Source organism: Burkholderia seminalis, assembly GCF_001718535.1.
In the GTDB taxonomy this organism is placed as follows: Bacteria; Pseudomonadota; Gammaproteobacteria; order Burkholderiales; family Burkholderiaceae; genus Burkholderia; species Burkholderia seminalis.
In genome coordinates this window covers 249,837-275,250 of record NZ_CP013400.1, presented here as the reverse complement: position 1 = coordinate 275,250, position 25,414 = coordinate 249,837, and the positions used below count along the sequence as shown (strand labels likewise).

Genomic DNA, 25,414 nt, shown 5'->3' with positions numbered 1-25,414 from the left:
GGCGTGCAAGCCGCACCCGGCCGATCCGGTTTCCTGTCCACCGTCCCTCGGAGCGCGTCGACGAACCTGCAACGTTTCCCGCGTTATCCGCTCACGTTCGGTCCGACCCCGATCCAGCCGCTCAAGCGCCTGAGCGCGCATCTCGGCGGCAAGGTCGAGCTGTATGCGAAACGTGAGGACTGCAACAGCGGCCTTGCGTTCGGCGGCAACAAGACCCGCAAGCTCGAATACCTGATTCCCGATGCGCTCGCGCAGGGTGCGGACACGCTCGTGTCGATCGGCGGCGTGCAATCGAACCAGACACGCCAGGTCGCGGCCGTCGCCGCGCATCTCGGGATGAAGTGCGTGCTCGTGCAGGAGCACTGGGTCAACTACGACGATCCGGGATACGACCGCGTCGGCAACATCCAGCTGTCGCGGATGATGGGGGCCGACGTACGGCTCGTCGCTGACGGCTTCGACATCGGCATTCGCCGCAGTTGGGAAGAAGCAATGGACAGCGTGCGGCAGGCGGGCGGCAAGCCTTACCCGATTCCGGCCGGATGTTCCGAGCATCCGCTTGGCGGCCTCGGTTTCGTGGGCTTCGCGGAAGAAGTGCGGGAACAGGAAGCGCAGCTCGGCTTCAGGTTCGATTACATCGTGGTCTGCTCGGTCACGGGCAGCACGCAGGCCGGGATGGTCGCCGGCTTCGCGGCCGACGGGCGCGCGGACCGCGTGATCGGCATCGATGCGTCCGCGACGCCGGAGAAGACGCATGCGCAGATCACGCGCATCGCGCGGTATACGGCCGAGATCGTCGAACTCGGGCGCCGCATCGACGAGCGGGACGTCGTGCTCGATACGCGTTTTGCCGGCCCCGAATACGGGCTGCCGAATGAAGGCGCGCTGGAGGCGATCCGGATGTGCGCGCGGCTCGAAGGCATGCTGACCGATCCCGTCTATGAAGGGAAATCGATGCACGGGATGATCGACAAGGTGCGGCGCGGGGAATTCGAGCCGGGGTCGAAGGTGCTGTATGCGCACCTTGGCGGCGTGCCGGCCTTGAGCGCTTACGCGGAGATCTTCCGCAACGGCTGACGGGCTTCCGCAGTCGATCCGGCGCACGACGGCCAATTCCGCGTCATGAAGCTGCCGCCTCCGGCATCCGCCCGAGGCGGCGGCATGCGGGATAGCCGGTGGTCGAGCGTTGCACCGTTCCGCGCGATGCCGTGCGGTGCCCGTGCGCCCCTCATCGTTTTCGCGCGCCGTCCATGAACACGCTCGCCGGCGCGTACCGCTCGACGATTCAGTGCGCGCGCCGGCACGGCGCGCGCATGGTCGTCGGCCGTCAACGTCGCAGGCATCGCCCGCCATCGCGCCCGCAAGCATGGCGTCGCATCGTTCAGACGCCGGACAATCTCGACAACGCAGCCTCCACCTCCACGCGCATCTCCGGCCACTCCGGCCGGAGTGCATCGACACCGCCCGCGGCCAGCACGCGCTCGCCTCTCGCGCACGTATCGCTCGCGTCTGCGTCGCCGGCCAGCGCGAAGCCGCCTCGCATCGAATGCAGTTCGCCCTTGACGCGATCGTGGTCGCCGCGCGGCAACGCGGCGTCGATCGTCGCCAGCGAGTGCAGTGTCGCGGCACGCAATTGTTCACGAATCGCGTCCGTCATCGGCGGCGCCTGCCGGTCGTCGCGATCGACCGCCGGCAACGCCGTCGCGCCACGCGCCCCATGGCGTTGCAACACCGCCCCGAGCGCATCGATCGACAGCGGCTTGAGCACGACTTCCGCGACGCCGGCCTGCGCGCACCGCCTGCGATCCTCTTCGGTCGCGTGCGCGGTCATCGCGATCACGGGTACCGTCGCCCCCTGCTCGCGCAGGAAGTTCGCCAGCGCAAAGCCGTCGAGTTCCGGCATGCCGAGATCGGTCAGTACCACGTCGTACGAACGCGCGAAGAAGGCACGCATTGCCTCGACGCCGTTCGTGACGATCGTCGCATCGTAGCGCAGCGCATCGAGTTGATCCCGCAACAATACGCGGCTCGCCGGGTGGTCTTCCGCGACGAGCACGCGCAGCGGCACGCTTTCGTCCGCGTGCGTCGGCAACGCCGCCGCCGCGGGCTCGTCGTCGAACGCGGCACGCCATCCGGACGGCGCCTCCGCCAGCGGCAGCGATGCGGTGAAGCGCGTCCCCGCACCCGGTCGGCTGTCGACCGTCAGCGCGCCGCCCATCAGCCGCGCGAGACGTCCGCAGAGCGGCAGCCCGAGCCCGGTGCCGCCGAAGCGCCGGTAAATCGACGGATCGGTCTGCACGTACACGTCGAACAGCGTCGGCAACGCTTCCGCGGGGATGCCGATGCCCGTGTCGCGCACCACGATTTCGACGCCGCGCGGCCTGCCGGAAGCGGCAGCCGGCAGCGCGTCGATCGTCACGCTGCCGTGCTCGGTGAATTTGATCGCATTACTGACAAGGTTCGACACGATCTGACGCAGGCGGGTCGGATCGCCGACGTAACCGTCGGCCAACCCCGGCGCGACGCGGCATTCGAGTACGAGCCGTTTCGCGTCGGCGAGCGGCCGAAAGATCGCCGCGACGTCGCGCAGCACCGCACGCAGGTCGAACGGCACGGCTTCCAGCACCATCTGGTTGGACTCGGCCTTCGACAGGTCGAGCACGTCGTTGATCACGCGCAGCAGCGCGTCGGACGATGACATGACCGTCCGCAGTCGGCGCTGTTCCGCGGCGGGCAGCGCCGCGCGCGCCATCAATTCGAGATTGCCGACGATGGCGTTCAGCGGCGTACGAATCTCGTGACTCATCGTCGCCAGGAAGGTCGACTTCGCCTTGTTCGCGTCGTCCGCGGCTTCGCGCGCTTCATGGAGCTTGTCTTCGGCCTGTTTGCGCGCGGTGATGTCGGTCAGCGTGCAAAGCAGCACGTCGACGCCGCGATAGCGGGTGCGGACGATGTGCGCGGCCAGGTAGGCGGCCCCGCCACCGGCCCGGTCGACCGCCAATTCGTGCGTGACGACGCGCGGCTTTCGTCCGCCCGCGATATTGTCGCGGTATGCGTGCCAGATGCGCTTGCCGAGCAACGGCGCTGTGCCGGCGTCGCCGTAAATCCGTGCGGCTTCGTTACGCGCCATCGTGTCGCCGTTGGCCAGCGACAGCAGCATGATGCCGGCCGGCGCCGTGCGAATCAGCGTGCGGTTGAGCGCCTCGCTTTCGATCAGCCGGATCGCGCGGCGGTTGGCCGGGCGCAGCGCGCGCCGGTCGAACATGACGATCGCGAACCACACCGTTCCGATCGCGAGCAACGCGAGACCGGTTGCGATACCCAGGCGGACGGCCACGTCGTCGAACACACTGCGCCACGAATGCGTCGCGGTGAGTACCTCGTCGAATCCCGGCATGCGATCGCCGATGACGATATTCGTGCCGACACGGTGTGCGGCAGCCCGTTCACCTCCGGCCGCGCGCGCGTAATCGAGCGCACGGGCAGTCAGCACGGGCGCAGCCTGCTGGCCGGTCAGGACATTCGCGTTCGAATCGACCAGTGCATAGTTCTGGCCGGCGGACGCGGAACGCAGGATGTCGTCGATCTCCGGCCGCGTGACGATGACAAACCATGCGATCGGCTTGCCCTGCGTATTCCGTACCGCCTGCGCGAACCGCAGCACGGACCGCCCGAGCAGCGGATCCTGCCGCCTGTCCAGAAAAATCGGCCGATTGCCGGGCGCGGCGCCGGCCGATACGAAATCGGCCGGCGGCTGCAACTGCCGGATCAATGCCTTCACGTCGAAACCGGCCGGCAGCGCGAGCGTCGACTTCACCAGCGGATACCCGGTCACGATGACGAAGTCGCCCGCCAGATCGATCAGATATCCGCCCATGCCCGGGTCGCCGGGCTGCCTCGGCGGCATGACGCCCGTCTTCTCGACCGTCTCGAGAAATGCCGCGAGGAACGGCGCGTAGGTGCCCCCTGGCCGGGACGACGGATCGGCCGCGAACGCGGCCACCGCCACGCGTCCCGCGTGTCCGAGAACGGCCAGCCTGCCGCGCCCGTCGGCAAACGGCTCGAGTGCATCGGGCGGGGTGGTCGGTCCGTGCCGAGCCATCAACTCGAGGATGTCGGTGTAGCGATTCTGGAGGGCCTTGACCACCTCCATCTCCGCCAGCAGGTCGGCCTTGCGGACCAGGAACTCCGACCGCTCATGCGCAACCGATTCCTGCAGGTCGAGCCGCACGACGAGTGCCGCGCAGGCCAGGACGAACACCGTGATCGCCACACCGCTTCCGTACAGCAGCCATTGCTGCTGCCGTCGCACGCGCCCCGGTTCGAACGGCTTGCGGCCCGCGGCCGCGGCATGCGCGATCAGCGCTTTCAGTTTGGTTGGCATGAGTGTCGTCGAAGTCGTCTCGGCGCCAGCACCGCGTCGTGCGCCGTCCGGGTCACTCGGTAGTGTCCGACGGACACCGTCTATGCACTGGCCTCGGGCAATTCGGGCAGCTGGCCCTCGCTCGCGTAGCGAATCAGATCGGCGTCGCGAACGATACCGAGCTTCTTCATGGCACTCGATTTCTGCGAACTGATCGTCTGCTTGCTGCGGTGAAGCTGGACGGCGATCTCGCCGACCGTCAGGCCGGCCCCGTAAAGCCGCACGACTTCGATCTCGCGGGCGGTCAAGGTGCGGACACCGGCCGACGGCTGGCAGTCCTCCAGCAGCCTCTTGACGAACGGAGACAGATAATTGGCCCCGACGAAGGCCGCATGCACCGCGCCCACCAGATGCGAAATCGCATCGGACTTGCTCAGGATGCACCCGACGCCCTGCTTCTGAATCGCGAGCAGCACGCTCGGGTTGTCGATCATCGTGATCGTCACGAGGCGAAGCGCCGGATAACGACGCTGCAGAAAGGACAGCAATGACAGACCGTCGCCATACTTGCCGCCGGGCATCACATAGTCGACGACGAGCACGTCGCTCTGCTGCTCGTCGAGCATCGCCACGAGGTCGGTCGAATTCGAGACAGTGCCGAGCAGCTTGATCGTGCTGCTGCCCGCGAGCGCCTGCGACATCCCGAGCGCGGACGAAGGATGATCGTCCGCCACCATCACCCGCACAAAAAATTCATCCATCTCTACTTTTCTCCCGATACACGCGGCCCGACGTGCGATGTTGTGCGACGCGCCGGAGCTCGAATCGATCCCGCAACACGATCGCGTTGCGGCATCCAGCGAACCGGGCGGTGCGCAGCGCAATTTTAAGATAATAGACGGCTGTACGATCAAGCGTGGCGGTCTGTCGACACACATGCCCATCTCGCCGGCTGGCGCGCGCACCACGACATTGCGGTATGAACCGTCGACAGTCCGCCGCCCACGCCCGTCCGATCGGCGGCGCCCCCACGCCGTCGATCCATCCCGTCCCGCCGGGCGGCCGAAACCGCTCTCTAGTGCTTGACCACGGTTTCGTCCGGCTCGCCGGGCTCGTCATCCACGGCGTGCTGCCACTCGGTGACGGCCCGCCGCTTTTGCGACGGCGACATCATCATGAATTCGTTCAGCTTCATCAGGAAATGCCGTCTGGATTTCTCTGGCAACGTCGCGAATCCAAGTAGCAGCCCGAACACCTTTCCCATATAGCGCACGGCCTTACCCTTCCTTCTTCAGTCGAAATCACGCGGCATTGAAGCAATGCGGCGTGTCTGCCTTCCCTGTTCTGACGCAGGCGATCTGCGTCGCCCTCGCGCCGCCTCTTTTTTTACCGTCCGGGCCAGTGCATCGTCGCAGCAGCCATGACGCCCGAAGCAGGCCGCTTGTCCGCCGTGCCCGCGGGGAGTGCGATCCCGCGCCGCCGCGCGACGCGGGCGAGGCCGCGGCGCAGGTCGGCCAGCGTCACCGGCTTGGTCAACACGTACGCGACGTTCGATGCCGCGTAGCGCCGGGCATTGTCGGGCGCCAGATACGATGCCACGACGATCATGTCGCACGGCAACGCGCGCGCATGAACGGCTTCGACCAGTTCCCGGACCGACATGTCGGGCAAGTCGGCACCGAGCAGCAGCACGTCCCACATGCCGCTCTCGAGCGTGTCGAGCGCCGCGCCGCCGGACGACACACACCGGACCGTGCAACCGAGCACATCCAGCTGCTCGCGGAAAATCGACCCGTTGACCGCCGCATCGTCGGCGACCAGCACACGCGGCACACGCGGCACACGCGTACTGGAAGCCGGCGACGCCGACTGCCCGAAATCGGGCGCGCACCCCGGCCCGCGCGGCGACTCGGCGGTAGCGACTCGCGCCTGCGCGATCGCCATGCGCAGCCCGTTCAGCGAATAACTCGACACGCGGATCGTGCGGCCCGCGACGTCCGGCTGCAGCGGGCCGTCCGGCGTCGCCAGCACGACCGGCGTACCGCCGCCGAGGCTGTCGAGCTCCTCGCGCCGCCATTGGTCGGAATCGCCGAAGAGCACGATCGCGTGTGCACGCGCGAGGCACCCGGCGGCAATCCCGATCGGACTCGGATGCATCGCGACGTCGAACCCCCATGCACGCAGATGCGGAAAGGCAAACGCACGCCACGCGTCCTCCGGCGACACGACGATCAGCGTCCGGCCGGCACCCGCGCCGGCCGGGGATTTCGGCGCAATGCCCGTGTGCAGCGGCAAGCGCACGGTGAACAGGCTGCCGACGCCCGGCGCGCTGTCGACCGCAATCGTCCCGCCCATCGCCGCGACCAGCCGGTCGCACAGCGCGAGCCCGAGCCCCGTGCCGCCATAGCGCCGCGTGATCGACGCATCGACCTGCGAGAACGCCTTGAACAGCTTGCCCTGTTGCGCAGGGTCGATCCCGATGCCGGTATCCTCGATGCCGATGGCGATCTCGGGCGCGCCGCGCGCATTTCGCCCGACCGCCATGCGCGCGACGATGCGCCCGGCGCTCGTGAACTTGATCGCGTTGCTCAGCAGGTTGCCGACCACCTGCGCGAGCCGCGTCGGATCGCCGCGCATGCGCTGCGCGCCGCTCGCATCGATATCGGCGAACAGCGGCAACCCTTTTGCCTTCGCGACCGACGCGAATGCCGCGAGCTCGCGCTCGATCACCGCGATCACGTCGAACTCGATCGACTCGACCGACATCGCGCCGGCTTCGATCTTCGAGAAATCGAGCACGTCGCTGACGATCGCGAGCAGCCCTTCGGCCGACGCGCGCAGCGTCCGCACGCGGCCCTGCTGCGAGGCATCGAGCGCCGTGCGCTCGAGCAGCTCGAGGTTGCCGAGGATCACGTTCAGCGGCGTGCGGATCTCATGACTCGTCGCGGCGAGAAACGACGACTTGGCCGCATTCGCCGAATCGGCCGCGCGCACCGCTTCCTCGAGCTGATGAACGAGGCGGCACTGCGCGCTCATGTCGGCGAACGTCGCGATCAGCACGTCCTCGCCTTGATAACGCGCGCCGTGCGCGATGATCTCCAGGTGCAGCGGCGTATCGCCGCGTGCGTCGAGCACGAGTTCGGTCGTCATCGTCCGGCCGGCCCCGCCGTTCGCGACGAACGCGTCGTACTTCTCGAGTGCCAGCGCGGACAACGCATGGTAATCGCCTTCATGCGGCAGCAGCATCTGCTTGAGCGCGTCGCTCGCGAGCATCACGCGCCGGTCGGACAACGACACGAGGCCGATGCCGACCGGCGCCATCGCGATCACGCTGCGGCACAGCGCCTCGCTGTCGAACACGCGGGCCGAGCGTGCATACACCGGCACAAGCACGCGCCGGTGGAAACGCACGAGCAGCAGCCACATCACGATGATCGCAACGAGGGTCGACGCCGCGAGCCCGCCGGCCTGCACGCCGATGCCGGCCAGCACGTCGGCCCACGACAGCACATAGGCGATCGTCCAGCCGGTTGCCGCGAGCTTGCTGCTGAACACGATCGCGCCGTCGCGAAAGAGCGGCTCGGCGGACACCCTTCCACGATGCGCGACATCGAGGCTCAGCAAGCGCTCGCTCAGGGCGTTCGTGCGTGCGACGTCCGGATCGATCGCGATCAGCCGGTTGTCCGCCGACGTGATGAAGAACGTGCCGGCCAAGCCCCGTCCGGGCAGCCACGACAGCAGGTAGTCGGGTGCGTATTCGGTGACCAGCACCGCGAACGGCTGGCCGGCGGCGCGCGCCTCGGCGGCGACGCGGATGCGCATCTGCCCGGTGACGGGGTTGACGTAGGGCGGCAGCCAGCGGACGTTCGGCCGACCGTCGTTCGGCGCCGGCGGCGAGCCGTCGAAATCGATGCGCAGCGCATCGAATACTTGCGCACGCGCGTCGGCCGACGCCAGTGCCGGATTGTCGCGCGCCAGGTGTGGCACCAGGCCGAAGACGCCCGTGCGCGTACTGTAGTGGTACCCCTCGAGCGTACGCCCGCGATTGAGCGAACTCGCCGCGCAGATGCGCGACAGCATGAACGACAGCGCGAGATAACGAGCGACCTCGTCGCGCCGCGCGGTTTGCCCCGGCACGCCGACCACGAGCGACGGATACGGCTTGATCGCCAGCTGCTGGCCGTCGGCGAAGAACGCGTTCACGACCTCGGCCGGCGCCGCGCCGATCTCCCGCCAGATGAGTTGCGTATTCGTGACGCCGTTGCGGAACGACGTCTCGGCCACCTGCACCTCGTCCGCGGCTTCCTCGACACCGTTCAGGAAATTGCGCCGCTCGCCGTCCAGATGGCCGTAGACGATCGACGTGATCCCGAGCCCGCAGGCGATCAGGATCAGGATCGTGACGACGATGCCGCCCCCGAACATCGAAATGCTCTGGTAGCGGCGAATGGACTGAAGCGTGCTGTATGGCATGGCTCGATGTGACGGAGCCCGGAACGCGGACCTGCGGCAAATCCCGGCCGGCCGGACGTCACGATGGAAACATTCGGGACGGTAAGGTCCCGATCATGCCTAACGACACCGCGAAAATCAGGTGTGCATTATCCTTTTAGTACACGTCCTATTTGTTTTAATGATTGTTTTGAACTTGAACGAGAATCGGCGGTGGAATCGCGTGTCGCGCACCGCGCCTTTCGGACCCGTCGCTTCGGCGAATCGCCTCAGGTCCGTCCACAATGAAATACCGCCGGCGAGCCGGCGGCAAAAGATGCGTCAACGAATCTCGTGACGCACCGAGGCACCCGATTCGACCCGCGCGGGACTTCCCGGCAGGATCGCCCGCTCAGTTCTGGGTGAGCGGATTCAGCGTCGTGCACAGGAAGCCCGTGCAGTTCTTCGGCGTGAAATAGAACGACGCCATCACCGGCGCGGGCGAGCCGAGCGCGAGATCGCTCAGATACGCGCTGCCCTGCGCGCCGAATGTGTTCGCCTGCTGAACGAAGCTGGCGCCGGTCGACTGGATCGCGGCCGACTGGTACGTGAAGGTCGGCGACTGCGTCTGGTCCTTCACGTAGACCCACGAGATCGCCGTACCGAATGCCATCGCGCCCTTCGCGCGATAACCCTTCGCCCCCTCGCTGTTGGCCTGTGCGATGAAGTCGCCGACCGTCGACGTCGGCGCCAGCGCGTCGTACGTATAGGTCGCGTTCGACGCGTTGTTCTTCATGTACACGTTCGCCTGCGCGGTGCCCACCGCCATCGGGCCAAGGAACCAGTAGCCCGACTGGCCCTGTCCGTTCGCCTGCGCGAGGAATGCGTTGGCGTCGGCGGGCAGGCCCGTCGCCGTGTACGTGTAGGTGGCCGACGAGCCGCCGTCCTTGCGATAGAGGTCGCCGTACGTGAGCGGCCCTTCGTAGCGGTAGCCGCTCGCCCCTTGCGCGTTGGCCGCGTTCACGAAGGACGTCATGTCGGCCGGCGCCGTCTGCAACTGGTACGTGTAGGTCTGCGCGGTGCCGTCGTTCACGAAGATCGACTGCGACCCGCCGTTGCTCGCATTGTAGAAATAGTCGCCCAGATATCGATAGCCTTTTGCGCCCTCGTTGTTGACCAGCGTCAGGAAGCTCGCCCGATCCGCCGCGACCGGCTGTGCCTCGTAGCGCCACGTCAGCGTACCGCCGCCGGAGCCGCCCGAACCACCGCTTCCCGCCCCGCCGCCGCCCGTCCCGCCGGAGCCGGTGCCCGTGCCACCGCTGCCGCCGTTGTTGCTCGTGCCCGATCCGCCGGACGATGCAGGCGCGGAAGTGTCGTCGCCGCCGCAAGCGGTCAGCGCCAGGCAAGTCAATGCGATCAATGCAACGGTTTTCATCGGAATCACCTTCTGAACGAACAGGACGAACGAAGCCGTTACGCACGGATCACGCCGCGCGCACGGACCATCCGCATCGGGATTGGGCCGGCGGCCAACCACCGGCCCGGGAACGTCAGTTGACCTGCAGCTGGCCGCCGCGGCCGAGGCCGCCCTTCACGTCCTGCGCCTTGTAGCTGCGCAGCGCCACGACCATCTTGTTGTACGCGTCGATGAACGCGACGACCGTCGCCTTGCCTTCCGGCGTCGACGAGAACCCGGCGAGCGCACCGCCCACGCCGCCGCCGAAACCGCCCAGCGCCGCACCGTAGTTGGTCGCCGTCGAGCTGCCTTCCGACGCCGCGATCTGCACGGCCGAGCGCACGTCGAACAGCGTCAGCGTCACGACCGACGCCTTCGTCTGCAGGTGGCCGGCCACCGCCGCCACCGCGCTGTTGCCGATCAGCCCGCCGATCATGCTGCCGATGCCGCCGATCGGCGAATCGTTGATCACGATCTGCGGCTCCATGTAGTAGTCGGCCGCGACACGCTGGCCCTTCTGCTGCTTCGAGCCCGCGCGGTATTCGCCCGAGTTGCGCTGCAGCTGCGTGATGCGCGACAGGCGCGCGTCGCTCTTCTGGTTGCCGATCGACGTGATCACGAAGCAGTTCGACTGCTGCACGGCCAGGCGCAGCAGCGGATCGATCGTGGTCATCTTGGTCGCGCTGCCGAACGGGCCCCACCAGTCGGCGTTGCGGCCGTCGTCGACGGCGATCGTGCCGAGCGGCGACGCACAGCGCTGCAGCTGCGAATCCGCGCCCGCGCTCGCGCCGCCTGCCGCGGCACCCGTCACGCCGGCGTTCTGTCCGCCGGGCGTCACCACGCCGCCGCAACCCGCGACGGACGCGCCAAGCGCTGCAACCAGCGCACCTTGAGTGAGACGTTGGGAAAGGTTGGTCTTCATGTCGTTGTCGATCGATTAGAGTCGTTGTTCGGCTTATGTGTTCGTGCGAACTTCGATAAGCCCCCCGGCGTGGCGCGCGATGGTGGTCCCCCCGCTGCTGCCCCCGTTGCCTGATGCGCGGTCAGTAGTACCAGTACGTCTGCTGCCAGACGCCGTAGTACGGATAGCCCGAGTACCAGTAGCCGTAATAGACGTCACGCCATTGCGTGCGCCATTTCCAGTCTTCTTCGTCTTCCTTCTTGGCCTTGCGCGCGAGATCGAGCAGCTTTTTCGATTCCTTGTCGCCGCGGCCGGCCGCGATCGACAGCCACTTCTCCGCTTCGCGCGCGTCGGAGCCCATTTCCTCGAGGCCGAACAGGTAGAAACTGCCGAGCGCCTTCTGCGCCTGCAGGTCGCCGCGTTCGGCGGCCTCGCGCATCCACTTGAGCGCCTGATAGCTGTCCTGGCGCACGCCGTCGCCGCGGAAATAACGCAAGCCGAGGTCGTAGGCAGCCTTCGGCTGGGTCTTCGCGGTCTGCTTCAGCGCGGCGATACGCGGATCTTCCCGGTCTTCCGCATCGTCCTTCTTCTGATAGGACACCTGATCTTTCGGGCGATCGGAACACCCGGTGTCGTCGCAGATCCGTACCGTGTTGCCGGTGACGGACGGGTCCTGCGCGCACGCGGCCAGCAGCAACAGCAGCCCCGGAGCGAGTAAACGGCGATACATTGGTACAGTCCTCAGTTTTATTGGCGCCGCAATTCTTCGAGCCATCCCACCCCGTGAGCTCGTACCTGGTTGCGTGCGGCGCAACGGATACAATCCGCTAACGCCGACACGCAGTCCAAGGCTCTCTCAGGTTCTCTCTTGGAATTGTTCCGTCACCATTTCATGGCTGCCGCTTTTCGCTGTACCGGCTATCCCGGCATCGATCTCCAAACATGACGCGGCAAACAATAGTGACGTGGTGAGCAATAATAATGGAGAAAAATGGCATGTCAAGGTCATTCGCTTTTTCAAAGTTTGCGTGACACGTCAGTTTTGCTATGCTCTCCCTCGCCCAAAACCCTTCGAGACCCCATCGAGATGTCCACCACCGAGCAGGCCAATGTCGATCTCATCACCGCGAACAAGGTGCGCGATCTACTGAACCGGAACGGCATTCCGCCGCGTAGCCACAACACGACGATCGCCAACGTGCTCGGCCTGAGCTTCTCGGTCGTCACGCGCAAGATGAAAGGCCTGATCCCGTGGAACCTGTCGCAGCTGCAGGACATCGCGACGCACTTCGGCGTGCCGCCCGCGATCCTGCTCGACGACAAGGGCACGCAGCCGGCCGCCGCCGAGATGATCGACGCGACGTTCGTGATCGAATCGAGGCGCTTCCGCTGCCGCGCCGCGATCTCGACGAAGGCCAGCAGCCAGATCGAAACGGATTTCGTCGCGCTGCAGTGGCAGGGCGAATGGATCGTGACCGAGCGCCAGCACGCGCGCGAGGGCCGCACCTATCCGGTCGACGTGATCGAGCTGCGCTCGACCCAGCCGAACGTCTATGCGGCGCGGATCGCCGTGGTCGACGATTCGCAGGATGTCGCCGAGACGGTGTGTGAATATTTCATCGAGAAAGGCGTGAACGCGATTCCGTACTTCGACGGCGCGACGTTCCGCAAGGCGCTGGAAGTCGAGGATTTCGACGGCTACATCCTCGACTGGATGCTCGGCGACCAGACGGCCGCCGAACTCGTGCGCGGCATCCGTTCGAGCGAGAACAGCGGCGCGCCGATCTTCCTGCTGACCGGCAAGATCTCGACCGGCGAAGCCAGCGAGGACGAAATCGCGCACATCGTGTCGCACTACAACGCGCGCTGCGAGGAAAAGCCGGTGCGCCTGCCGATCCTGTTCGCCGAAGTGGCGCGCGAACTGAAGATCACGCTGCCGGCCGTGGCCGCCGCGAACTGAGTCCCGAACCACAAACCACGACACGAACCACGAGACCGAGGGCACGACATGCGCATTTCAACCATCTGGATCAAGAGCCTGCTGACGGCCTGCCTGCTCGGCATGGCAGCCTCGGCATGGGCGGCTTCGTCGTTTACGTTCACCGTCGACGGCAAGATCAGCAAGAGCAACCAGCAGGGGAAGATGACCTACGTCTTTTCCGAGCAGGCGCTGATGGCGCTGCCGCAGCATACGATCGTCACGTCGACGAGCTGGACGCCGAAGTCGACCTTCACCGGCCCGCGCCTGTCGGACGTGCTGAAGACCGTCGGCGCGCATGGCACGCAGATCGAATTCCGCTGCATCGACGAGTACACGTTCACGATTCCCGTGTCGGATGCCGACAAGTACGGCGTGATCCTCGCGCGGACGATGAACGGCAAGGTGCTCGGCAACGACAACTACGGCCCGCTGTGGATCATGTATCCGCGCGACCAGTATCCCGACGAGCTGAAGACGCCGCTCGGCGAGGCCAAGTTCGCGTGGCAGATCATCGGCCTGACCGTGAAGTGAGTTCGACCGCGACATGAAACGCCGGCGGTGGAAAAACAGAAAGATCATCCTGGTCCTCGGCTCGCTGTGGATCATGGGGTTCGCCGCGTGGGCGTTCCTGCTGTGGGACCTGCTCGCGACCTCGGTCAACGAGGGCGTGCTCGAAGGGCCGCGCGAAGGCGTGTTCTGGACCGCCGCGCAATACCGCAACGTCTATACGCGATTCGACCGGCAACTGATCCTCTACGCGACACGCGAGGACGACGACTTCGATCACGTGCGGATGCAGCTCGACAGCCTGTCGGTGTCGTTCGGGTTCCTGCAGCGGCCGTCCGAAGTATCCGAATACTGGCTGCGCATTCCGCGCGCGCGCAACGAGATCGACGCGCTCGGTGAATTCATGACGCGCCTGAAGCAGGAAGTGCCGCCGCTGCGCGACACGCCGAAGAACGCGCGGCAGGTGATCGACGAAGTCAATGCATACTGGCCGAAGGTCAACGGCCTCGCGAACTACTTCCGCGCGATCGAGATGGCGCAACGCGATTTCACGTTCCATCAGCTGAAGGAAAAGCAGCGTGCGATCCTGATCCTCGGCATCGTGCTCGGCGTGATCCTGTGCGCACTGTTCCTGCTGCTGTTCTACACGATGCGCACGCGCGACGACCTGCTCGAACGGCAAAACGCGGCGCTCGACGCCGAGCGCAAGGCCTCCGACCGCGCGTTCGAGATGATCGAGGCGAAGAACGCGTTCCTCGGGATGGTCAGCCACGAGCTGCGCACGCCGCTGCAGGCCATCTGCGGGTCGATCGAGATCCTGCTCGCGCGCCCGCAGTCCGACGCGAACCTGAAGACGATCCGGCGGCTGCAGAATTCCGCGCTGTCGCTCGAAGCACTCGTCAAGGACCTCACCGACTACATCAAGCTGCGCTCGACGAAACGCCTGGCCGAACTGGATACCGTCGGAATCGCGCCGCTGCTCGCCGAAGCGATCGAACCGTTGCGCGAGAAGATCCTGGCCAAGCGGATCACGGTCGAACAGCGGATCGAGCCGCCGGGTCTCGCGATCCGCTCCGATCGCAAGCTGCTTCGGCAGGTGCTGTCGAACCTGATCGAGAACTCGGTCAAGTACACGCACGGCGGATCGATCAAGGTGTCGATCACGCTCGCCGACACGCCGGCCGGCCAGCAGGTGAAGATCGCCGTGCACGACACGGGCGCCGGCATCGCGAAGCAACACCTGTCGAAGATCTTCGAGCCGTTCTATCGCGCGAACGACGCGGTCGGGCTGCATGTGGACGGGATCGGCATGGGGCTCGCGGTCGTGCGCGAAATCGTGACGACGCTGCGCGGGCATGTGGACGTGCGCAGCGTGGTCGGCGAAGGCAGCGAGTTCATTGTGACGCTGCCGGCCGAAGTGCCGGGCATCGACACGGCCGGCCACGCGGCCGGCGACGTGCCCGCACTGCCGCCCGCGATCGCGCTCCGCGACCGGCGCGCGCTGGTGGTCGACGACAACGACAACGCGCGCGAAACGCTTGGCGCGATGCTGTCGGCCCTCGGCATCGAGGCCGATCTGTGCGGCACCGGGCAGGAAGGCGTCGCGCGCTTTGGCACGGGCCGCTACGACATCGTCGTGCTCGATCTCGAACTGCCGGACCTGAGCGGCTTCGAGGTCGCGCGGCGCATTCGCGCGGCGGCGGAACCCGACCACGACGGCCGCCATCCGGCGATCCTCGGCGTCAGCGCATATGAGTCGGCCGCGCTGCGCGAGAACAAGCAGGTGTTCGATGCATTCCTGCCGAAACCCGTCCATTTGCGCGAGCTCGGCACGCTCGTCGAGAAGCTGCTCGCCTGAGCAGGCGCATCGCCCGTTCCCCGTTCCCGCCTACTCGCCGATCAGATGCAGCACGATGTCGCGCCGGTGCGCCGCGCGGCGATGCTCGAACAGGTAGATCCCCTGCCACGTGCCGAGCACCATGCGCCCGTGCTCGACCGGAATCGACAGCTGCACCTGCGTGAGCGCCGTGCGCAGATGCGCGGGCATGTCGTCCGCGCCTTCGGTGTCGTGCTCGTAGCGCGTGTCGTCCTCGGGCGCGAGCGTCGCGAAATAGCGTTCGATGTCGCGCCGCACCGACGGATCGGCATTCTCCTGGATCAGCAGCGACGCCGATGTATGGCGGCAGAACACGGTGACGAGGCCGGTGCGGATCGCCTGCTGGTCGACGAACGCGCGCACCTGCGGCGTGAATTCGACGAGGCCGCCGCCGCGCGTGTCGACGCCGATGTGCGTGAGGGCCTGTTGCATCTCGGCCACCTCAGACCAGCGCGGCGAAGCCGTCGGCTTCGATCTGTTTCGCGTCGGCGGGGCGCACGACGCGCGCGACCTCGACGCCGTCGCGCAGGAAGACGAGGGTCGGCCACAGCTTCACGCCGAACGAGCGGCCGAGCGGGCGGCCCGGGCCATCCTCGATCTTCAGGTGCCGCACCGCAGGATGCGCGGAGAACGACGCGGCGATCGCGGGCTGCGCGCCTGCGCAGATCCCGCACCAGTTCGCGCCGAATTCGATGACGGTTGCGCCGCCCAGTGCGTCGACTTCCGCGCGCGTCGGCGCATTGGCGGTGTAGCGTTGTTCGGTGTCCATCGGGCCCTCGTGTGCGTTGGCGGAACGGGGCCGCGCCCGCGAGCGTGGTGCGGCGGTCGCGGCCGACGATTTCCTACTCTAGCGGAAAAGCGCGCGCGATGCCGGCCGGCCCGTCGCGGCGCCCACGCCGCCTGCGCTCTTCCGGAATGACACGACAAGATTCGGAGCGCCGCGCCGTCGCGACGGGATCAGCATGCGGACTGATCCGTCACCGAGGGCACCCGCCATGAATGCGCCGCACTGCGTCACCGAACCGAACATCCTCTATTTCGGCACGCCCGTCGTGCTGGTCAGCACGCTGAACGAAAACGGCACGCCCAATCTCGCGCCGATCTCGTCCGCGTTCTGGCTCGGCTGGCGCGGCGTGATCGGCATCGCCGCCAGCTCGCAGACCACCCGCAACCTGTTGCGCACCGGCGAATGCGTGCTGAACCTGCCGTCGTCGGCGCAGGCGGACGCGGTCGACCGGATCGCGCGCACGACGGGCACGTATCCGGTGCCCGACGGCAAGCGCGCGAAAGGCTACGTATTCGAACCCGACAAGTTCGGCACGGCCGGGCTCACCGCAGCCGCGTCGCAAACCGTCGCGCCGCCGCGCGCGCTCGAATGCCCGGTGCACATGGAAGCGGTCGTCGCGGCCGCGCACGGGATCGGCGACGAGGCGCCGGACCTGCGCGGCCATATCCGCGTGTTCGAGTTGCGCATCCAGCGCGTGCACGCGCATCCCGACCTGCTGATGGACGGCCATGCGGACCGCATCGATCCGGACAAGTGGTCGCCGCTGATCATGAGCTTCCAGAAGTTCTACGGACTGGCGCCGCGGCAGGTGCATGCGTCGCGGCTCGCGGAGATTCCGGAGCGCGCGTATCGCAGCCCCGACATCGAGCGTTCGCGTGAAGCGGGCATCTTGACCGGCGCCGGACGGTAACGAAACGCCCGGCGCAATGGCAGCGAAGCCGGCGCTTCGTCGTGCCTCCACCGGCGGTATCGACGCGGCTGCGCCGCCCCCGCACCGCCGGCCCTGTGCATCGCCGTGCCGATCGCGCGGACCGACACCGCGAGCCTATCCCGCCTCTCGGCTCGCCACGCCTTCCATCCATTGCCCGAACGCGGACACCGCGGCATCGTCGGCACGATCGGCGCTCGTCACCAGCATGTAGTCGTCAGCACGCCATACGGGCGACGCGATCGGACACACGAGGCGCCCCTCGGCGAGATCGCGCCCGATCAGCGGCAACGACGCCAGGGCCACGCCGAGCCCCTCGACGGCCGCGCCGAGCTGAAGATTCACATGATCGAATTCGACATGACGCGCGGCGCGCAGATCGGAAGCACCCGCCTCCTGCAACCAGTGCGACCAGGCGGAGCGCGTCGTGGCCGAATGCAGCAGGGTGTGATGGCGCAGGTCGGCCACGCTTTGTATCGGATGCCGGCGCAGCAACGCGGGATTGCAGGCCGGCACGCGCAGGTCGGGCATCAGCGGACGCGATACGACGCCCGCGCCCTGCTCGGGACCGGAACGGACCCCGATATCGAAAGCGTCGGCGACATAGCGCAACTTGCGCGATGTCGTCGATACCCTGACGTCGATGTCGGGGTACCGCGAATGGAAATCGGCGAGCCGCGGCAGCAGCCAGCACAGCGCAAAGCTCATCGGCACATTCACCCGCACGACGCCCGATATCCGGTGCTTGAACGTGTCGTGGCGCAGCCGCCCCACCGCGGTACCGAGGCGCTCGAACACGTGGCTGACGTCATTCAGCAGCGCGGCTCCTTCGTCGGTCAGCACGACACCGCGCGGACGACGGTCGAACAACGGCAGGCCGAACCAGTCCTCCAGCAGCCTGATCTGCTTGCCTACGGCCCAGTGGGTGACATGCAGCTCCAGCGCCGCCCCCGCGAAGCTGCCGTGCCGCGCGACCGCGTCGAACGCGCGCAGCGCATTGAGCGGGGGCAACTCGCCCCGGTGCTTCGCGGTGTCCTGGTTGTCGTTCATGACGTGACTTTTTCTCTCTGTTGACGCAATTTTAGTTCAATTGAAATGGCCGCGACCTCAACCATAAAATTGACACTTCGAGCGCGAAAGCGAAGCCACGAACGGCTTCCACCGACCGCTCGCACGGAGCGAACGACGATGCGCCTGCCGGATTTTTCCCCGCCCATGATGCGGGAGACCGCGTCACCCCGACGGCGCGTGCTGTGGCTGTCGTGCCTTGCGCACGCCATGCACGATGGCTATACGGACATGATCTACGCGTTGCTGCCCGTGTGGCAGTCGGAATTCGGGCTCGACTTTGCGGCCCTGGCGATCCTGCGCGGCGTCTATGCCGGCACGATGGCGACGCTGCAGTTGTCGGCGGGACGCCTCGCGCAACACCTGGGCAGCCGCATGACCCTCGCATTCGGCACGCTGCTCGCCGCGCTCGGCTATGCGCTCGCGGGCCTGTCGGGCGGCCTGCTCGGTCTGGGCGTGGCGCTGGCGATTTCGGGCGGCGGATCCAGCACGCAGCATCCGATCGCATCGGGCGCCGTGTCCCGCCTCTATGGACGCGACGCGAGAGGCCCGCTCAGCATCTACAACTTCGCTGGCGATCTGGGGAAATCCGCACTGCCGGCCGCCATTTCGCTGCTCGTGACCCTGATGCCGTGGCGTCACGCGCTATGGATCGTCGCCGGATTGGGCTGCGTCGTGGCCGCCGTCATCGCGCTCTGGTTTCCCGCCGTGCCGCGTGGCGCCGGCAAGACGGCGGCCAAAGGGCAGGCGTCCGCTCAACGCAGCGGCACCGGCGGAAGCGGATTCACCACGCTGTTTTCCATCGGCGTGCTCGATACGGCGGTACGCATGGGACTGCTTACCTTTCTGCCTTTCCTGCTCAAGGCAAAGGGTGTCTCGCCGCAACTGCTGGGAACGGCGCTTGCACTCGTTTTCATAGGCGGTGCGGCCGGCAAATTCATGTGCGGCTGGCTGGGCGCGCGCCTGGGCATGGTCAGGACGGTGCTGCTCACGGAGGGCGGTACGGCCGCGTGCATCGTCGCGGTGATGTATCTCCCGTTGGCACTTACCATGGTGCTGCTGCCGATTCTGGGTATGATGCTCAACGGCACTTCGTCGGTGCTGTACGGAACCGTTCCGGAGATGTCCGCACCCGAGCGTACCGAGCGCGCATTCGCGATTTTCTACACGGGGACGATCGCATCGGGCGCGATCTCGCCCGTTCTCTACGGTTTCCTGGGCGACAGGATCGGTGTGCATGGCGCCACGTATGCGACCGCGTTGACCGCCCTCGCGATCTTTCCGCTCGCCCTCGCACTGCGCCCGCATCTGGCGGATGACTGAACAGGATGAACACCATGACGAACGCTGACTCCCCGACCGTCGCACTCGTCGGTCCGGGCGCAATCGGAACGACCGTCGCCGCGGCCCTTCACGAAGCCGGCCGCACACCGGTGATCTGCGGCCGCTCGGCCCACGCGCAGCTGAAGCTGCGCTTCGACGGCGGCGAGATCGTCGTGCCCGGGCCCGTCCTGACCGATCCGCACGCGGTCAAGGAGCGGTTCGATCTCGTGTTCGTTGCGGTGAAGTCGACGCAGATAGCGAGCGCGGCACCCTGGGTCTCCGCGCTATGCGATGCGAATACCGTCGTCTGCGTGCTGCAAAACGGCATCGAGCAAAAAGCCGCGTTCGCGCCGTACGCGGCCGGCGCCACGGTCGTGCCGTCGGTCGTCTGGTTTCCGGCGCAGCGCGAATCGGGCGCATCGGTGTGGCTGCGGGGCAAGCCTCGGCTCACGCTGCCCGATACGCCGGCGAGCAACGTGGTGGTCGCCGCGTTGCACGGCACGCGCTGCTCGCCGGAGGTCGCGGAGGATTTCATCTCGCTCGCGTGGCGCAAGCTTTTGCAGAACGCAGTAGCGGGACTGATGGTGCTGACCGGTCGCCGCGCCGGCATGTACGCGCGCGGCGACATCACCGCACTGTCGCTCGCCTACCTGCGGGAATGTCTCGAGGTCGCGCGGGCCGAAGGTGCGAAGCTGGGTGATGAAGTGCCGCAGGAAATTGTCGATGGACTGCATGGCTATCCGCCGGACTTGGGTACGTCCATCCTGGCCGACCGGCAGGGCAACCATCCGCTCGAATGGGACTGCCGGAACGGCGTCGTGCAGCGATACGGACGAACGCACGGCATTCCGACGCCGATCAGCGATCTGGTCGTGCCGCTTCTCGCCGCCGCCAGCGATGGTCCGGGCTAGTCGCAAGGAAACCCAAGCGCATCCGATCGACGCGCGACTCCCCGCCTGACCGGTCATGACATTCGGCCGCAGGTCACTGGCTCGCGCCGCACTGATTCTCGTCAGCAGCGAAGGGCGCTTCGTCAACGGCATGAACCGGAATGCCGACGGCGGGATGCGCTGCGATGACCTCCCGCCACGACGCTCACTCCGCCGCTCGGTGATACATCGCAACGTAGCGAGCCCGTGCAATCACTTTTCCGTGCATCTGGTATGCAACGAGAGCCGGGCTCGACGTGGCGTTCACGTCGATACCTGGAACCGAGAGCGCCGACGCCGTGACGACGTATCGGTGCGACTCTCCCTGAGGCGGGCAAGGCCCGCCGTATTTCGCCGTCCCGAAATCGGTCAGCGTTTCGATGGCGCCTGCAGGCATCCGCTTCGGATTGCCGGACGCGCCCTTTTCGATCGACGCTTCCGACACCGGAATATTGACGACGCCCCAATGCGTCCAGCCCAGCCCGCCCGTCGGGGCGTCGGGGTCGTGAATGGTCACGACGATGCTCTTCGTTCCGCGAGGAAGATAGGACCACGAAATGCGCGGCGAGACGTTTTCGCCATGGCAGCCAAATCCGCCGTAGACCTGTTCGTTCCCGAACCGGCCATGGTTCAGGTCATCGACTTTGACGGAGAACGTTCCCGCGACGGCGATTGTCGGCACGATCGACAAGAGCATCGCGGAGCAGAGGGTCGATCGCGAAAGGAAATTGAATGTCATGGTGTGCTCCGTTGAAAAGGAGGGCGTTTCCGCGGCGGGCAAAAACGATCCGGCCGAACGAAGCGCGCGGGTTGCCGGCTTCCTTGCGGCAGATACGCCGGGTTGAAACATGAAACAAGCGTTGTACAACCGGCGTTGACGCAAATTGTAGATTTGGATTCCCAACGTCGGTAGCGTCGCCCACGCGTTCACCATGTTGTCTTGATAGCAACAATTGACGACGGGCATGTCTTGAGATTGCGATCGCGACCGTCACGCTGAAGTGGCGGCGGCACGAGAAGCAGGCATCGCAAACCGGCCGACTGCGTCTCGCGGAGCATTCGCGCGTGCCCGCAATCGGCCGCCGTGCGCGTCTACGACCGGATGATCCGACTCCGTGCGAATCGCCCGGTTGCGTCGAAGAATGCATCCCGGCGAATCAGATAACATACGGGCCGCCACCTTTCCACGATCAAACCGACGGAGCGTTTTCAGTGATTCAACCGACCCCTGTATTCAAGGACAACCTCGCGCAACTGCCGGCCATCGACGGTATCGCGCGCATCGATCTCGCCGGCGCGAACGGCGACGTCGTCGCGACCATCGAGAACCAGCCGGGCAAGCAGGGCTCGCTCGCGGTGTACCACTATCTGCAGCAGGCATTCGGCACGCTCGACGCGAAAGCGGCCGAGCATGGCCTCGCCGTGTTCGCCGAACACACGGCCGACGCACGCAACCGCCCGGGCGCGCACCCGAACGTCGATCGTCTGCTGGCGATCGTCGACGGCGGCGAAGCGCTGCGCATCGACGTCGTCGCGAAGGACTGAGTCGTTGGCGGCACGCGTGCGGAACACCGCGATCGTCGCATCCGTATCCGCTTCTCCGGAAACCGCTCGCGTGTCGCGCTTCGGTGCGCTGGCCTCGGGCCGCCGTTTCGCGACGGCAACCACGATCGCCACTGTTGCCTGGGCCGCGCTCGGCGGCACGGCATCGGCCGCCCCGCCGCGGACAGCATCCGATATTGCCGGCGCATCGCTCGTGCCGCTCGGCGTGCTGCCGCATTCACCCGAGAACGGTTCGCTCGATCCGTTTTGCACGCGATATCGCGCGAAGGCGACCACCGCGGCCGGCCGCGAAGTCGCGAAGCGCGACTGGATCGTGACGTCCGAGGCGCCGCTCGGGCGCTACACGGTCGTCACGTTCTCGAGCGGCTTCGGCGCCGGCACGAGCGCGATCTGCTTCGCGCGCAACGGCAACATCGGCGTATTCGACGGCACGACGCTCGTCGCGCTCGGCTATACCGCGCGCAAGGCCGGCTGGCAGCTCGGCTCGGTCGATCGGCTGGAAAACGGCGCGCTGCTGATCTGGGGCGGCGACGGCCCGGCACCGCCCGTCGGCGAGCTGCATGAAGAGAACGGCGGCCTGCGCTTGACCGGCGTCGCCGCCGAAAGCACGCACTGCGGCGGCCGCGCGGTCGTGCCGAACGTGTACGGCAAGCCGCTCGACGCGGCACGCAGGATCCTGATCGCGCATGGCTGGCAACCGCTGCCCCCGCGCGAGAAGCCGGAAGCCACGGATGGCGCGGCAACGCTCGCGAAGCACGGCATCATCGAAGCCGAAGCGTGTTCGGGCACCGGGATGGGGTATTGCGCGCTGCGCTACCGGAATGCGGCCGGCGTGCTCGGCGTGACGACGGTCGGCGGCGAGCCGGACAAGCCTTCGGCGAATACCGTGATCGACTACCAGGTCGCGTGTCGCAAGCAGGGGGCGCGCTGATCGCGCGAGCATGATGCCTGTGTCATGCGATCCACACCGTCCGGCCATCGTCCGTTCGCTCGATTGACCGCGCTCACGTGCCCTCCTAAACTGACCTCCCTTTTACGCCGCACCGACAAAAGGGACTGCCATGATCGACTTCTCCACGCTCGCGCTGTTCTCCGGCGCATGTCTCGCGCTGACGGCCACGCCCGGCCCCGACATGCTGCTGATCGCGTCCCGCAGCGTGAGCCAGGGCCGGCGTGCAGGCTTCGCGACGCTCGCGGGCATTCAGGCCGGCACCTACTGCCACGCGCTCGCGGCCGCGCTGGGCTTGTCGCAGCTCTTTGTCGCGGTGCCGCTCGCGTATGACGCCGTGCGCTTCGCAGGCGCCGCGTATCTGCTGTATCTCGCGTGGAAGACCTTCCGTTCGGATGCGACCGCGCTGTCGCCCGTCGCGTCGCCACGCCGCCACTCGACCGCGACGATCTTCCGTCAGGGCCTGACGACGAACCTGCTGAATCCGAAGATGGCGTTGTTCGTGCTCGCGCTGTTTCCGCAGTTCGTGCGCCCCGAGCACGGTTCGATCGCCGCGCAGATTCTCGTGCTCGCGACGGTGTTGAACCTGATCGGGCTCGTCGTGAACGGCGCGGTCATTCTCTCCGCGAGCCGGCTGAGCCGGCGGATCGGCGCGCGCCGCCGGCCGTCGAAACTGCCTCAGTATCTGCTTGGGTCGGTGTTCGTCGGGCTGGCGGCACGGCTTGCGGTGGCAGGGCGAAACTAACTCCGTCATCCGGCCGTGGTGCCTGCCCCACCCTGACACCGGATCGCGTACTTGCCGGACCCGAATTTCCTGAAAGCCGTCGGGTCCTAACGCCGTCTCCGCTATCTCCGACCGCAGCAACAAGGTCTCGAACGTTCCCTCACCGCTGACCAACCGCCTGTACCCGCATCCGCGGTCGGTCACTGTTCTCGCGAATACATAACATATTTGTTACCGTGTTGAATCATGCTTGTGAGATTCGCTTCTTCAATGAGCGTGTCGAGGTTGGGGTAGCGTCGTTACCCGCGACCTTGCTTGCCCGGTTCCTTGCACTCGCCGACCGCATGGCGCAGTACGGCCCGAATCTGGGCGAGCCCCACACCCGACCGATGGGAAACGGGCTGTACGAAATGCGATTGAAGGGCGCGGAAGGAACTGGAAACCGCCCGTCGTCGATTGAAGGAGGTTCGAGATGGCAACGTATAAGGAACTGCGCGAGCGTGCGTTGGCCGCTCCCAAGGTGCGCGCCGAATACGAACGGCTGAATCGCGAAGAATTCGCGCTGCTCGACGCGATGCTGGCGGCTCGGCGAGCGGCCGGCTTGTCGCAAGCCGACGTGGCGGAACGGATGGGCACGAAAGCGCCCGCCATTACCCGGCTCGAACGAGCGCTCGCGACGGGCCGGCACTCCCCGTCCATCGATACGCTGCGCAAGTATGCGGCGGCTTGCGGCAAGCAGCTCGTCATCTCGTTTGCCTGAGTCACGCGCCCGCGACACGATCGATTTCTCCTGCCCTCCTTCAAGCCCTGCATCGCGTCAGCGGACGCGCCGCCGATTCCGTATCGCACTTGCCCGTCAATCGGCCCCGCACCCGCGCGTATCCGCCACCACCCGCAACGCGCCGCTCTCGAGCAAGCTCGCCGGCGTCACCGTGCGGCGGCGCCACGGGATTCGCCCGAAATACCAGATTTTCCAGAAGCCGAGCGGATGATCGGGATTCCGGCGCAGCAGCATGTCGAAGGTCTCGACGTCGCCGAGCACGATCCGCGTCGCATCGCGCACGACTTCGTGCACGAACCGCGAGCAGAACTGCCGGCGCGACGCGAGATTGAAACCCGTGTCGTAGACCACGCCGATCCGGCGCATCGCCGCGTCGACGAGCCGGCGTCGCTGCGCGGCGTCGAGCGGCTGCTTGAGCCGCGCGATCACGCATGCGCCGCGATCGGAACGCGCGAGAAACCGCGACATCGTCGTGACGCGCGACAGCGGGAACGTGCTCTCCGCGATCAGCGTTTCACCGCCGCGCGCGCCGACCACGATGCCGACGTGATTCGTCCATGAGCGCGTGGCGCTCGCTACCTCGAGGAACGGCCGCACGGTCACACGAATGAACACGATGTCGCCGATCTCCGGTTCGACCGGCAACGACACATCACGCGTTTCGGGAGAACCGACGAAGAAGAGACGCCGCCGGCCCGCGCCGGGCGAGCGGATCATGAGCGGCTGGCGGCCGGTGTCGACGACCATACGGACCTCGCGCGAGTGGTGATGGCGCGAGCATGTCAGCAGCGGCCGGGCTTCGCATCCGCTTCCTGTGCGAGGGCGGATATTCGCGCCGCCCGGTGGC

23 protein-coding genes are annotated in these 25,414 nt (G+C 66.6%); 12 read left to right on the top strand and 11 right to left on the bottom strand.

Annotated elements, in window-relative coordinates; genetic code table 11:
* The first annotated feature begins 33 nt into the window (after positions 1-33).
* Positions 34-1,077: a 1-aminocyclopropane-1-carboxylate deaminase gene (locus WJ12_RS21905; protein ID WP_059560109.1), complete on the top strand. Its 1,044-nt coding sequence runs from the start codon at positions 34-36 to the stop codon at positions 1,075-1,077.
* A 304-nt stretch (positions 1,078-1,381) separates the two neighbouring features.
* Here the strand turns inward: WJ12_RS21905 and WJ12_RS21900 are convergent, their stop codons facing one another.
* The 6 genes from WJ12_RS21900 to WJ12_RS21870 form a co-directional block, all read right to left on the bottom strand.
* On the bottom strand, positions 1,382-4,384 hold the full coding sequence (locus tag WJ12_RS21900; protein WP_059559966.1) for a hybrid sensor histidine kinase/response regulator: 3,003 nt from the start codon (positions 4,382-4,384) through the stop codon (positions 1,382-1,384).
* Between the two features lie 80 nt (positions 4,385-4,464).
* Positions 4,465-5,124 (bottom strand): response regulator, encoded by a 660-nt coding sequence (locus WJ12_RS21895; protein ID WP_034188543.1) that lies wholly within the window; start codon positions 5,122-5,124, stop codon positions 4,465-4,467.
* Between the two features lie 625 nt (positions 5,125-5,749).
* Complete coding sequence (locus WJ12_RS21885) at positions 5,750-8,836, bottom strand: ATP-binding protein (RefSeq protein WP_059559968.1); 3,087 nt, start codon at positions 8,834-8,836, stop codon at positions 5,750-5,752.
* A 370-nt stretch (positions 8,837-9,206) separates the two neighbouring features.
* Positions 9,207-10,229: a hypothetical protein gene (locus tag WJ12_RS21880; protein WP_034188546.1), complete on the bottom strand. Its 1,023-nt coding sequence runs from the start codon at positions 10,227-10,229 to the stop codon at positions 9,207-9,209.
* Positions 10,230-10,344: 115 nt separating this feature from the next.
* Complete coding sequence (locus WJ12_RS21875) at positions 10,345-11,172, bottom strand: hypothetical protein (RefSeq protein WP_034188547.1); 828 nt, start codon at positions 11,170-11,172, stop codon at positions 10,345-10,347.
* A gap of 121 nt (positions 11,173-11,293) precedes the next feature.
* A complete protein-coding gene (locus WJ12_RS21870) occupies positions 11,294-11,881 on the bottom strand; it encodes a tetratricopeptide repeat protein (RefSeq protein ID WP_034188548.1) in 588 nt (195 codons plus the stop codon).
* Between the two features lie 357 nt (positions 11,882-12,238).
* Between WJ12_RS21870 and WJ12_RS21865 the strand changes: the two genes are divergently transcribed.
* From WJ12_RS21865 to atsR, 3 genes are read left to right on the top strand one after another with little or no spacing between them, the layout of a single operon-like run.
* Positions 12,239-13,111, top strand: coding sequence for a response regulator (locus WJ12_RS21865; protein ID WP_034188549.1), 873 nt, complete (start codon positions 12,239-12,241; stop codon positions 13,109-13,111).
* A gap of 48 nt (positions 13,112-13,159) precedes the next feature.
* Positions 13,160-13,663, top strand: a complete 504-nt coding sequence (locus WJ12_RS21860) for a putative pterin-binding protein (RefSeq protein WP_069245818.1) — start codon at positions 13,160-13,162, stop codon at positions 13,661-13,663.
* Positions 13,664-13,676: 13 nt separating this feature from the next.
* Positions 13,677-15,497, top strand: coding sequence for a hybrid sensor histidine kinase/response regulator AtsR (gene atsR, locus WJ12_RS21855; RefSeq protein WP_059559972.1), 1,821 nt, complete (start codon positions 13,677-13,679; stop codon positions 15,495-15,497).
* A gap of 30 nt (positions 15,498-15,527) precedes the next feature.
* Here atsR and WJ12_RS21850 read toward each other — a convergent pair whose 3' ends face one another.
* Both WJ12_RS21850 and WJ12_RS21845 read right to left on the bottom strand, forming a co-directional pair.
* Entirely contained in the window at positions 15,528-15,947 is a 420-nt protein-coding gene (locus WJ12_RS21850; protein ID WP_034188617.1) for a secondary thiamine-phosphate synthase enzyme YjbQ, read from the bottom strand.
* 10 nt (positions 15,948-15,957) lie between these two features.
* Positions 15,958-16,284, bottom strand: a complete 327-nt coding sequence (locus tag WJ12_RS21845) for a thioredoxin family protein (RefSeq protein ID WP_059559975.1) — start codon at positions 16,282-16,284, stop codon at positions 15,958-15,960.
* 226 nt (positions 16,285-16,510) lie between these two features.
* Here WJ12_RS21845 and WJ12_RS21840 point away from each other — a divergent pair, with 226 nt between their 5' ends.
* A complete protein-coding gene (locus tag WJ12_RS21840; RefSeq protein ID WP_034188553.1) occupies positions 16,511-17,212 on the top strand; it encodes a flavin reductase family protein in 702 nt (233 codons plus the stop codon).
* Between the two features lie 135 nt (positions 17,213-17,347).
* Here the strand turns inward: WJ12_RS21840 and gcvA are convergent, their stop codons facing one another.
* Entirely contained in the window at positions 17,348-18,280 is a 933-nt protein-coding gene (gene gcvA, locus WJ12_RS21835; protein WP_059559978.1) for a transcriptional regulator GcvA, read from the bottom strand.
* Between the two features lie 138 nt (positions 18,281-18,418).
* Here gcvA and WJ12_RS21830 point away from each other — a divergent pair, with 138 nt between their 5' ends.
* Together WJ12_RS21830 and WJ12_RS21825 are read left to right on the top strand one after the other, a co-directional pair.
* Entirely contained in the window at positions 18,419-19,621 is a 1,203-nt protein-coding gene (locus tag WJ12_RS21830) for an MFS transporter (protein WP_059559981.1), read from the top strand.
* Between the two features lie 14 nt (positions 19,622-19,635).
* Positions 19,636-20,532, top strand: coding sequence for an oxidoreductase (locus tag WJ12_RS21825; RefSeq protein WP_069246032.1), 897 nt, complete (start codon positions 19,636-19,638; stop codon positions 20,530-20,532).
* 184 nt (positions 20,533-20,716) lie between these two features.
* Here WJ12_RS21825 and WJ12_RS21820 read toward each other — a convergent pair whose 3' ends face one another.
* Positions 20,717-21,289, bottom strand: coding sequence for a YbhB/YbcL family Raf kinase inhibitor-like protein (locus tag WJ12_RS21820; RefSeq protein WP_059559985.1), 573 nt, complete (start codon positions 21,287-21,289; stop codon positions 20,717-20,719).
* Positions 21,290-21,762: 473 nt separating this feature from the next.
* On the opposite strand from WJ12_RS21820, the gene WJ12_RS21815 reads away from it, so the two are divergent.
* From WJ12_RS21815 to WJ12_RS21800, 5 genes are all read left to right on the top strand, one after another.
* The gene (locus tag WJ12_RS21815; RefSeq protein WP_034188557.1) at positions 21,763-22,095 is read left to right on the top strand and encodes a DUF2322 family protein; all 333 of its coding nucleotides are present in this window, start codon (positions 21,763-21,765) and stop codon (positions 22,093-22,095) included.
* A gap of 88 nt (positions 22,096-22,183) precedes the next feature.
* The gene (locus WJ12_RS21810) at positions 22,184-23,044 is read left to right on the top strand and encodes a hypothetical protein (protein ID WP_264166220.1); all 861 of its coding nucleotides are present in this window, start codon (positions 22,184-22,186) and stop codon (positions 23,042-23,044) included.
* A gap of 130 nt (positions 23,045-23,174) precedes the next feature.
* Complete coding sequence (locus tag WJ12_RS21805) at positions 23,175-23,807, top strand: LysE family translocator (RefSeq protein WP_034188558.1); 633 nt, start codon at positions 23,175-23,177, stop codon at positions 23,805-23,807.
* A 323-nt stretch (positions 23,808-24,130) separates the two neighbouring features.
* The gene (locus WJ12_RS36865) at positions 24,131-24,331 is read left to right on the top strand and encodes a type II toxin-antitoxin system RelE/ParE family toxin (protein WP_231750648.1); all 201 of its coding nucleotides are present in this window, start codon (positions 24,131-24,133) and stop codon (positions 24,329-24,331) included.
* Complete coding sequence (locus WJ12_RS21800; protein WP_034188559.1) at positions 24,259-24,546, top strand: helix-turn-helix domain-containing protein; 288 nt, start codon at positions 24,259-24,261, stop codon at positions 24,544-24,546. Before WJ12_RS36865 ends, WJ12_RS21800 begins: the two co-directional genes overlap by 73 nt.
* A gap of 96 nt (positions 24,547-24,642) precedes the next feature.
* Here WJ12_RS21800 and WJ12_RS21795 read toward each other — a convergent pair whose 3' ends face one another.
* A complete protein-coding gene (locus WJ12_RS21795) occupies positions 24,643-25,314 on the bottom strand; it encodes a YebB family permuted papain-like enzyme (RefSeq protein ID WP_059559988.1) in 672 nt (223 codons plus the stop codon).
* Positions 25,315-25,414: the final 100 nt, after the last annotated feature.